Source organism: Algibacter agarivorans, from assembly GCF_039543245.1.
Lineage (GTDB): Bacteria > Bacteroidota > Bacteroidia > Flavobacteriales > Flavobacteriaceae > Algibacter_G > Algibacter_G agarivorans.
This window is the reverse complement of the sequence record NZ_BAABJJ010000017.1, coordinates 1-12,562: the sequence shown is the minus strand read 5'-3', so window position 1 is coordinate 12,562 and position 12,562 is coordinate 1. Positions and strand designations below refer to the sequence as shown.

At 41.2% G+C, this 12,562-nt stretch carries 4 protein-coding genes and 1 pseudogene; all 5 read left to right on the top strand.

Annotated elements, in window-relative coordinates:
- The first annotated feature begins 12 nt into the window (after positions 1-12).
- The gene (locus tag ABD935_RS07495; protein ID WP_345191157.1) at positions 13-5,760 is read left to right on the top strand and encodes an HYR domain-containing protein; all 5,748 of its coding nucleotides are present in this window, start codon (positions 13-15) and stop codon (positions 5,758-5,760) included.
- A 13-nt stretch (positions 5,761-5,773) separates the two neighbouring features.
- On the top strand, positions 5,774-6,709 hold the full coding sequence (locus ABD935_RS07490; protein WP_345191156.1) for a PorP/SprF family type IX secretion system membrane protein: 936 nt from the start codon (positions 5,774-5,776) through the stop codon (positions 6,707-6,709).
- An 11-nt stretch (positions 6,710-6,720) separates the two neighbouring features.
- On the top strand, positions 6,721-8,640 hold the full coding sequence (locus tag ABD935_RS07485; protein ID WP_345191155.1) for an OmpA family protein: 1,920 nt from the start codon (positions 6,721-6,723) through the stop codon (positions 8,638-8,640).
- 536 nt (positions 8,641-9,176) lie between these two features.
- Positions 9,177-9,713 carry a hypothetical protein gene (locus tag ABD935_RS07480; RefSeq protein ID WP_345191154.1) on the top strand — a complete coding sequence of 179 codons (537 nt, stop codon included), beginning with the start codon at positions 9,177-9,179 and terminating at the stop codon, positions 9,711-9,713.
- A gap of 50 nt (positions 9,714-9,763) precedes the next feature.
- A pseudogene (locus tag ABD935_RS07475) lies at positions 9,764-12,562 on the top strand (hypothetical protein); the annotation flags it as partial.

Here is a 12,562-nt window from a genome sequence, read left to right as displayed (position 1 = left end):
TGTCCTGCAGATGTGGCCGTGAACGTGGATGCCGGTCTATGTACCGCTTCCGGCGTGGCACTGGGCACACCGGCAACAGCTGATAACTGTTCGGTAGCTACCGTTACCAACGATGCCTCTGAGCCTTTTGCGCTAGGTGATACGACCGTAACTTGGACCGTGACCGATGGCTCTGGGAACACAGAAACCTGTACACAAACAATAACAGTGACCGATAACATTGACCCGACCATTACCTGTCCTGCAGATGTGGCAGTGAACGTGGATGCTGGTCTATGTACCGCTTCCGGCGTGGCACTGGGCACACCGGCAACAGTCGATAACTGTAGCGTGGCCTCTGTGACAAATGATGCCTCTGAGCCATTCGCTCTGGGTGATACCACCGTGACCTGGACCGTGACCGATGGTTCCGGGAACACAGCAACCTGTACGCAAACAATAACAGTGACCGATACTATCAAACCGACCATCACCTGTCCTGCAGATGTGGCCGTGAACGTGGATGCCGGTCTATGTACCGCTTCAGGTGTTGCACTGGGCACACCGACCACAGCGGATAACTGTTCGGTAGCTACCGTTACCAACGATGCCTCTGAGCCTTTTGCGCTAGGTGATACGACCGTAACTTGGACCGTGACCGATGGTTCCGGGAACACAGCAACCTGTACGCAGATTGTAACGGTGACCGATAACATTGACCCGACCATTACCTGTCCTGCAGATGTGGCCGTGAACGTGGATGCCGGTCTATGTACCGCTTCCGGCGTGGCACTGGGCACACCGGCAACAGCTGATAACTGTTCGGTAGCTACGGTTACCAACGATGCCTCTGAGCCTTTTGCGCTAGGTGATACGACCGTAACTTGGACCGTGACCGATGGCTCTGGGAACACAGAAACCTGTACACAAACAATAACAGTGACCGATAACATTGACCCGACCATTACCTGTCCTGCAGATGTGGCCGTGAACGTGGATGCTGGTCTATGTACCGCTTCCGGCGTGGCACTGGGCACACCGGCAACAGTCGATAACTGTAGCGTGGCCTCTGTGACAAACGATGCCTCTGAGCCATTCGCTCTAGGTAATACGACCGTAACTTGGACCGTGACCGATGGTTCCGGGAACACAGAAACCTGTACACAAACAATAACAGTGACCGATAACATTGACCCGACCATTACCTGTCCTGCAGATGTGGCCGTGAACGTGGATGCCGGTCTATGTACCGCTTCTGGCGTGGCACTGGGCACACCGACAACAGCGGATAACTGTAGCGTGGCCTCTGTCACAAACGATGCCTCTGAGCCTTTTGCGCTGGGAGACACCACCGTAACTTGGACCGTGACCGATGGCTCTGGGAACACAGCAACCTGTACGCAAACAATAACGGTGACCGATAACATTGACCCGACCATTACCTGTCCTGCAGATGTGGCCGTGAACGTGGATGCTGGAACTTGTGTCGCTACGGCTGTAGCCCTAGGCACACCGACCACAGCGGATAACTGTAGCGTGGCCTCTGTGACAAATGATGCCGCTGAGCCTTTTGCGCTAGGTGATACCACCGTAACTTGGACCGTGACCGATGATTCCGGGAACACAGAAACCTGTACGCAAAAAATAACAGTGACCGATAACATTGACCCGACCATTACCTGTCCTGCAGATGTGGCCGTGAACGTGGATGCTGGAACTTGTGTCGCTACGGCTGTAGCCCTAGGCACACCGACCACAGCTGATAACTGTAGCGTGGCCTCTGTGACAAACGATGCCGCTGAGCCATTCGCGCTAGGAGATACGACCGTGACCTGGACCGTGACCGATGGTTCCGGGAACACAGCAACCTGTACGCAAACAATAACGGTGACCGATCCTATCAAACCGACCATTACCTGTCCTGCGGATGTTGCAGTGGACGTGGATGCCGGTCTATGTACCGCTTCTGGCGTCGCACTGGGCACACCGACCACAGCTGATAACTGTAGCGTGGCCTCTGTGACAAACGATGCCGCTGAGCCATTCGCTCTAGGTGATACGACCGTAACTTGGACCGTGACCGATGGCTCTGGGAACACAGAAACCTGTACACAAACAATAACAGTGACCGATAACATTGACCCGACCATTACCTGTCCTGCAGATGTTGCAGTGAACGTGGATGCCGGTCTATGTACCGCTTCCGGCGTGGCACTGGGCACACCGACCACAGCGGATAACTGTTCGGTAGCTACGGTTACCAACGATGCCTCTGAGCCATTCGCTCTAGGAGACACCACCGTGACCTGGACCGTGACCGATGGTTCTGGGAACACAGCAACCTGTACACAAACAATAACAGTGACCGATAACATTGACCCGACCATTACCTGTCCTGCAGATGTTGCAGTGAACGTGGATGCTGGTCTATGTACCGCTTCTGGCGTGGCACTGGGCACACCGACCACAGCGGATAACTGTTCGGTAGCTACGGTTACCAACGATGCTTCTGAGCCATTCGCTCTAGGTGATACGACCGTAACTTGGACCGTGACCGATGGCTCTGGGAACACAGAAACCTGTACACAAACAATAACAGTGACCGATAACATTGACCCGACCATTACCTGTCCTACAGATGTTGCAGTGGACGTGGATGCCGGTCTATGTACCGCTTCTGGCGTGGCACTGGGCACACCGACAACAGCAGATAACTGTAGCGTGGCCTCTGTGACAAACGATGCCGCTGAGCCTTTTGCGCTGGGAGATACCACCGTGACCTGGACCGTGACCGATGGTTCCGGGAACACAGAAACCTGTACGCAAACAATAACAGTGACCGATAACATTGACCCGACCATTACCTGTCCTGCGGATGTTGCAGTGGACGTGGATGCCGGTCTATGTACCGCTTCTGGCGTGGCACTGGGAACACCGACAACAGCCGATAACTGTAGCGTGGCCTCTGTAACAAATGATGCCGCTGAGCTTTTTGCGCTGGGAGATACCACCGTGACCTGGACCGTGACCGATGGTTCCGGGAACACAGCAACCTGTACACAAACAATAACAGTGACCGATAACATTGACCCGACCATTACCTGTCCTGCAGATGTTGCAGTGAACGTGGATGCTGGAACTTGTGTCGCTACGGCTGTAGCCCTAGGAACACCGACCACAGCGGATAACTGTAGCGTGGCCTCTGTGACAAACGATGCCGCTGAGCCTTTTGCGCTTGGAGATACCACCGTAACTTGGACCGTGACCGATGGTTCCGGGAACACAGCAACCTGTACACAAAAAATAACAGTGACCGATAACATCAAACCGACCATTACCTGTCCTGCAGATGTTGCCGTGAACGTGGATGCCGGTCTATGTACCGCTTCCGGCGTGGCACTGGGCACACCGACAACAGCCGATAACTGTAGCGTGGCCTCTGTGACAAATGATGCCGCTGAGCCATTCGCTCTGGGTGATACCACCGTAACTTGGACCGTGACCGATGGTTCCGGGAACACAGCAACCTGTACGCAAACAATAACAGTGACCGATACTATCAAACCGACCATTACCTGTCCTGCAGATGTTGCAGTCAATGTTGATGCCGGTCTATGTACCGCTTCTGGCGTGGCACTGGGAACACCGACAACAGCCGATAACTGTAGCGTGGCCTCTGTAACAAATGATGCCGCTGAGCCTTTTGCGCTAGGAGATACGACCGTGACCTGGACCGTGACCGATGGTTCTGGGAACACAGCAACCTGTACGCAAAAAATAACGGTGACCGATACTATCAAACCGACCATTACCTGTCCTGCAGATGTTGCAGTCAATGTTGATGCCGGTCTATGTACCGCTTCTGGCGTGGCACTGGGCACACCGACCACAGCGGATAACTGTAGCGTGGCCTCTGTGACAAACGATGCCGCTGAGCCTTTTGCGCTTGGAGATACCACCGTAACTTGGACCGTGACCGATGGTTCCGGGAACACAGCAACCTGTACACAAAAAATAACAGTGACCGATAACATCAAACCGACCATTACCTGTCCTGCAGATGTTGCAGTGGACGTGGATGCCGGTCTATGTACCGCTTCTGGCGTGGCACTGGGCACACCGACAACAGCTGATAACTGTAGCGTGGCCTCTGTGACAAATGATGCCTCTGAGCCTTTTGCGCTTGGAGATACCACCGTGACCTGGACCGTGACCGATGGTTCCGGGAACACAGCAACCTGTACGCAAACAATAACGGTGACCGATACTATCAAACCGACCATCACCTGTCCTGCAGATGTGGCAGTGAACGTGGATGCCGGTCTATGTACCGCTTCCGGCGTGGCACTGGGCACACCGACAACAGCAGATAACTGTTCGGTAGCTACGGTTACCAACGATGCTTCTGAGCCATTCGCTCTGGGTGATACCACCGTAACTTGGACCGTGACCGATGGTTCCGGGAACACAGCAACCTGTACGCAAACAATAACAGTGACCGATACTATCAAACCGACCATCACCTGTCCTGCAGATGTGGCAGTGAACGTGGATGCCGGTCTATGTACCGCTTCTGGCGTGGCACTGGGCACACCGACAACAGCGGATAACTGTAGCGTGGCCTCTGTAACAAATGATGCCGCTGAGCCTTTTGCGCTGGGCGACACCACCGTGACCTGGACCGTGACCGATGGTTCCGGGAACACAGCAACCTGTACACAAAAAATAACAGTGACCGATAATATTGACCCTACATTTGTCGAAACTCTACCTATAGATGGAATTTTTGAATGTGATAATGTTCCTGTTGCAGAAACATTAACAGCAACAGATCCATGTGGTACTGTAGATGTAGTTTTTACTGAAACAAGAACCGATGGTTCATGTATATCTAATTACGCTTTAGAACGTAAGTGGGTCGCTACAGATCAAAGCGGATTAACAACAACCCATATTCAAACAATTACTGTGCAAGACACAAAAGCTCCAGATCCAACAACTACTATTGAAGCTTCTATAGCTGTTAATTGTGAAGATATACCTGATGTACCAACTATAGAATTTACTGATAATTGTTCAGCAAATATTAGTGTTGTATTTGAAGAAACAAATACTTTTGATGGTAACAATCCAACAGATTATGAGATAATAAGAACTTGGACTGTTACAGATGAGTGTGATAATGGACAAACTTTTACCCAAACAATTACAGTAACTTTAAATGATTTTATTAGTACAGTAAGTGATAGAGCTTGTTCTGATGACGGTACAATTGATTTAGATAACTATTTAGAAAATAATCAAACTGGTGGGAATTGGACTGTTACTGAAGGCAATACGTCCTTAGACCAAAATATATTTGACCCTGAAAATGTTGAATTAGGTAACTATAAATTTAGCTATACTATAGCAAATAACGGTTGCTTAGATACAACAGAAGTAACATTAGAAATTCATGATGAATGTATTGTTTTACCTTGTGGTAGAGAAGATGTTATTATTTCAAAAGTTGTTACCCCTAATGGCGATGCACATAACGAGTTCTTTACGATTACAGGTGTTGAAACTTGTGGTTTCGTAGTAGAGTTAAAAATATTCAATCGTTGGGGTGCAAAAATTTATGACAATTCTAGTTATCAAAATAATTGGAATGGATTTGCTCATAATTCATCTGTTGGACAATCAGATAAAGTCCCTAGTGGAACCTATTTCTATATTATTAATTTAAAAAATAGTGGATTAGAACCTTTTGCGAAAGCATTTTATATAGGGACTAAATAAACCAAAATATACTATGAAGTCATTAAAACTAAATATCATTGTTTTTATACTGGCAAATTGCTGGATTGGAGCTGCACAGCAACTCCCCCAGTTCACACAGTATATGTATAATACAATCTCAATAAATCCTGCTTATGCTGGTAGTAGAGAAACATTAAGTGTTGTAGGTTTACACAGAAGCCAATGGGTCGGCCTAGAAGGTGGACCAAATACACAGACACTATCTATACATGCGCCTCTAAGAAATGATAGAGTCGGTATAGGTCTGTCATTTATTAATGATGAACTTGGATATGAAAATTTCTCATACTTATATGGAGATTTTTCATATACGCTTCCAATAGGTAAAAAAACTAAATTAGCATTTGGTATGAAAGCGGGTTTTACCCAATACCATATCGATCAAACACTTTTGGATGACCCAACAGTTATTAATGATCAATTTTTTGATGATGTTTCCAATAGATGGAGTCCCAATTTAGGGTTTGGTGCTTTTTTACATTCCAACAGATGGTATTTAGGTCTTTCTGCTCCAAGAATATTAAATACAGATTATAATAAAGGTGGAAATGGCACTATTGATTATGTAGCATTAGAGCGTGTTAGCTACTATTTTACTGGGGGTTATGTATTCGATTTAAGCGCAAGTACCAAGTTTAAACCAGCTGTATTGCTCAAAGGGACTAATGGAGCTCCTTTATCTTTTGATATTACAGCTAACTTTTTATTTAATGATACATTTTGGCTTGGAGGGTCTTATAGAATCAACGAATCCGCAGCCGCTTTTGGTGCCATTGCCGATTTTCAGGTTTCTAAACAGTTACGCCTTGGTTATGCTTATGAGTATCCTATATCAGAATTAAGAGCTTACACGAGTGGAACTCACGAAGTTTTGCTTATGTACGAAATATTTAAAAGTAAACGTATTAAGTCACCTAGATTCTTCTAAAATAAATTATTATGAAAATAAAATTTTTAATACTAATATTAGCTTTTTCTACTAGCTCAATGTTTGCTCAAAAAAAACTTGCAGATAAGTTTTTTGATAATTATGCATATGTAAAAGCCAGCGAATTATATGAGAAGGCCATAGAAAAGGGTGAAGATAGCGAGCATGTTTTAACACGTTTAGGCGATTGCTATTATAACAATTCTAATTCAGAAAAAGCTGTAATATGGTACGCAAAAGCAGTAAATAAATATGATAAGATATCTGCAGAGTATGTCTTTAAATATATTCAAACATTAAAAAGTTTAGGCAATTATACCGAAGCTGATAAATGGATGAAGAAATTCAATGATATTTATAACGACGAAAGTAAATCAAAAAACTATGATGTTAGTCACTTTGAAAAATATAATGAGTTACTGACCAATGATGATAAAACGGTTATTAAAATAGTTAATTTACCTATTAATTCTAGCCTATCCGATTTTGGATCATATATTCATAATAATCAATTGTTTTTTGCTTCATCAAAAGGAACAGGCGAAGCTAAAGTTTACGCTTGGAACAAAGAACCCTTTTTAGATTTATTTCAAGTTTCTGTTAAAGAAAAAGATGGCGAGTTAGAATTTGGAACCCCAGATTTCATAAAGGCTTCAAAAATTAATACTGATTACCATGAAGCATCTGTAGCTATTTCCAACGATGGAAAAACCATGTATTTTACCCGAGATAATGTTACGAGGAAAAACAAGCTCGATTATGACAAGAAAGGAACCACAAATTTAAAAATATATAAGGCTACTTTTATTGAAAATAGTTGGTCAGATATAAAAGAGTTACCTTTTAATGACGAAGTTTACTCAACAGGTCATCCTGCTCTGAGTTCTGATAATAAAAAATTATACTTTGTTTCTGATAGAGATGGTGGTTTTGGGCAAACAGATATTTATGAAGTAGATATTCTTGACAATAATAAATATAGTAAACCTAAAAACTTAGGCGGAAAAATTAATACACCAGGTCGAGAAATGTTTCCTTTTGTTAGCAAAGACAGTATTTTCTATTTTTCTTCAGATGGACATTTAAACTTAGGACTTTTAGATATTTTCAAATCTAATATCATTAAAGATGAAGCTGCTGAACCTGAAAATTTAGGAGCTCCCTATAATAGTGGGTATGATGATTTTGCTTTTTATACAGATTCTGATGATGAAAATAAAAGAGGGTATTTTTCTTCTAATAGACCTGGAGGACAGGGAAGCGATGATATTTACAGTTTTACATCATACGAATGTTCTCAAAAAATTACAGGTATAGTTAGAGATAGTGATACTAAGGAAATTCTTGATAACGCCATAATTAAGCTTATTAATGAAACGGGAAAAGTCATTAACGAAATAACTACAAATAGCGATGGAACTTATACATTTGATGCAGATTGTAACAAATCGTATGTGGTTTTAGGCACTAAACCAGATTATAAAGATGAAAAGAAGGATCTAATTTTAGATGATAAAAATGATGCTACAACAAATGCTGATTTATTTTTAGAACCACTAATAAAGGGCAACCAAATAGTTATCAATCCCATTTTCTTTGATTTTGATAAATGGAACATTAGAACAGACGCAGAATATGAGTTAGAAAAAGTTATTGATGTACTAAGGACTCATCCTGGTATGATAATTAAAATTGAATCGCATACAGATAGTAGAGGAAGCGATAGATATAATATGAAACTATCTGATAGACGAGCTAAATCCTCAGAAGAATATATTACCTCTAGAGGTATAGGTAACAGCCGAATAGAAAGCTCTACAGGCTATGGTGAGAACCAGTTATTAAATAAATGTGTTAATGGTGTAAAATGCACACCTGAGGAACATCAATTAAACAGACGAACCCAATTTATAATTATAAAAATGGATTAACGAATTTAAACCGTTAAGAAATAATCTTAACGGTTTTTTTGGTTTCAAATTAGCAATTTTAATAAAAATAATAGATAAAAAGCGTTTTTTATCGATAAAACGCCAATATGTTAATAAAATTTCTTTCATTTGTATAATTAAGATTAGTATCTATCTTAAAAAGATATGTAAAAAACCTAAACACCATAAAATTAATGAGTTATGAAAAAATTCAAATCGCTGAAATGGGACGTTATATCGATTAAACGATTATTATTAGCTCTTAATCGAATTTTTAAGTGATTTACCATGTATTTTTGACTATCAAAAATCATATCTGTTTTTTTGTGTTACCTACAAAATTTAAAATTATGACCCCAAATCTAATTATTCCTGTAACTGTAGCATTGGACTCCAATGTTTTCCCTCACTGTTTATTCTCTCAAAAACGCTTTTACCGTTTTAATCAACAATTAGATAATACTGTCTGAATTTTGATGAACTTTATATTCAACATCAATCAAATATATTTATTTATATAAAATATTATTTCTACCATGAAAACCAAATCGATTTATAAATTTATTACTGTAATCATTACTTGTTGTATGACTATAAGTGTATGTGCTCAAAAAAAGCATGTAAATAATAGTTTCTCTTTGGTTGTAGTGAAGTATTCTGAGAAGCCTAATTTCGAAAAAGAACACATTCATGTTATTGAGCTTAAAAATAAGTCGCAAGTATCTTCAACTTATACTATTTCAGCTAAAAATAATCAGTGTTCAAAAAATGATGATAATACCCTGAGTAAATCTAGTGGCAAAAAACACTCAGGACTCATTACAGAAATATACTTAAACAGTTTAAATAATAAACAACAGATTATTGAGCCAATATCTTTAGGTCCAAATGAGTCTGCAAAAATTTATTTAAAAACAAAACAGGCAAACAATATGGAATTGGATTCGAAGCATTGCACAAAGTTATATGCTTCAAAATTATCTCCTGCCAAATCCATAAATGGGAAATCTAGCATTACCAAATCTGTTACCATAGAAACATTTGTTCGAAACTCTAATAATAAAGGACATTAAAATATAAGTTTAAATAGAAACGAAAATATTAATTAGTTAATCAAAGGCTTATGAAAACGTTTACCAAATCTATAAAATACCATCAAATAATTTTGATATTGGTACTTTTAATGAGTGCATTTGCGCAAGCACAATTAAAAAATGATTTCGACCCTCGCTTTAATGAAGCTGTAAATGGTGATTTCGCCATGATAGCAAACAACATGGTTTCAATAGATGTTACAGCTCCTTATAATGGCAGTGATAATAACGACAGTTTTAATCTTGTATATGTGGATATTGATGGTAATTCAGGTATAGGTGCTAATACATTTAACTCAAGTAGTGCTGAATTTATAAACCCAGCTCCAACCAATCCTTGTTTAACAATCAAGAAAGTTATTTTATATTGGGCTGCTTCTGATTTTGAACCTGTTAATGGAGACCCTTCATCTGAAAACCAACCATTATGGGATTTTGATAACATAAAACTTATGTTACCTGGCCAGACAGATTATACTGATTATGATGCTGACGAAGTTATTTATAGAGGAAGAGATGATAACGGTGATGGGACACCAGACGATCATTTTAGTAACGACCCTTATATATGTGTTAAAGATATTACAACATTAGTAACAGATTATGTCGATAATGGAGGTACTGCTTATGGAGACTACCAAGTCGCAAATGTTGAAGGAAAAATAGGTAATTTACAAGAACCTGGTTTTACTACACCTACTGGTGTTTCTGGTGGTTGGCAAATAGTTTTTGTTTATGAAAGCCCTTTATTACCATTAAAAAATATAAGTATTTATGATGGTTATGCCCACGTACGAAATATAGCTGGACAGAAAGATTATGAGGTTACAATTAGTGGTTTTAAAACAGTGCCTGCTCCGCAAAATGTAAGTGCTAAAATTCTAGTTGGTGCACTTGAAGGCGATAGAGGTTATGGTGGTGATAAATTACAAATCGTAACAGCTCCTAATACTTATGTTGATTTAACTACAGCCCCTACTGCTCCAATAAGAGGAACAAATAATTTTTTTAATAGTAGAATATCTATAGATAACACTGATTTTTTAGATAGAACACCGGCCAGTATTAACACATTAGGTTTTGATGCGGCAATTTTTCAGTTAGACAATCCTAGTAATTCTCTTATTGATAATGATCAAACATCGGCTACTTTTAGACTTACTTCTACCCTAGAAACCTATGGTGTGTTTTTGCTAGGACTTTCTGTAGATGTTTTTGAGCCTAATCTTGGTCCTATTCAAGTAACAACTAGTGCAACTAGTACACCGCAAGCACCAGGTACCACAATTGTTGGAAGTTTTGATGTTGAGAACAAAGGTAATGATGATGCTCAAAATGTTACAATATTTTCAACACTTCCGCCTCAAATAATTTCGACATTACCTCCTGCTGCGACTCCTACATCACATGCATCATTACCTACTGATGTAACTTATCAATACAACACAGCAACAAATCTTCTAGAATTTTTTGTTGATGATAGTTTAGTCACGGTTGGAAGTACGCCCTTTAATGTAGCATTTGATTTACAAATTAAAGATGAATGTTATTTTTTAGAAGATGATTGTGATTTAAGCTCTGAATTAGAATTTACAGCTACTTATAATGGCGTAATAAATCCAGAAACACAAACTACTAATAGCTCGTCTAGTATAGATGCTTGTGGTATAGGAAGTAATACACCAACTATTATAAATGTTATTCAACCTACTATTTCTTGGCAAACCCCTGATGGGTCTCTAGATAGATCCGTAGAATGTGATGATACAACTGGGTTAACTGCTGCGCAGGCTCTTGCTCCTGTTGCTGATAAATGTGCTTTAACACCGATTAAAACTTCTGGAGCATTTGTTCCTGACGCCGGTTGTGCTAACTCTGGTTCATATACTAATACTTGGAATTTCACTGATGAATGTGGAGTAACTATAGCCAATTTTGAGCAAATTATTAACGTGGTAGACACGACGGCACCCACAGGTACAACACCTTCAGGAACCACTGGAATTAATGCGTGCGCTAACGAAACTGAAATTGATAGTATAATAACCGTCGCTTCTGATATTACAGCCTTGGAAACGGCTTATTCAGACAATTGTGGTACTGTAACGGCTTCTTTTGTTGGTCAAACCCTTACGGGCGATGCTTGCGCATGGTCTTTGGAACGTACTTATAACATCTCGGATGGTTGTCCAGCCAATGACTTTACGGTAACAATAATACATACTGGATCTGACCAAGATGCCGCTACAGGAACAACCCCTTCCGGAACCACAGGCATCAATGCTTGTGCTAACGAGTTTGAAATTGACATTATTGTAACTAAAGCCAGCGATATTGCCGCATTACAAACGGCTTACACCGATGATTGTGGTACGGTAACGGCTGCTTTTGTTGATCAAACCCTTACGGGCGATGCTTGTTCATGGTCGTTAGAACGTACTTTTACGATTTCAGATGGTTGTTTGACTAATGACTTTACCGTTACCATTACGCATTCCGGGTCCGACCAAGATCCAGCAATGGGTACAACACCTTCTGGAACTACAGGCATCAATGCCTGTGCCGATGAAACTGAAATCGGAGCAATTGTTAATGCCAATGATATAACTGCTATTGAGACAGCTTACTCCGAAGATTGCGGAACGGCAACCGCTTCTTTTGTTAGTCAAATCCTTACGGGCGATGCTTGCGCATGGTCTTTGGAACGTACTTATAACATCTCCGATGGTTGTACAGCCAATGACTTTACGGTAACTATTACCCATACGGGTTCTGATCAAGATGCTGCTACAGGAACAACACCTTCTGGCACTACTGACATCAATGCC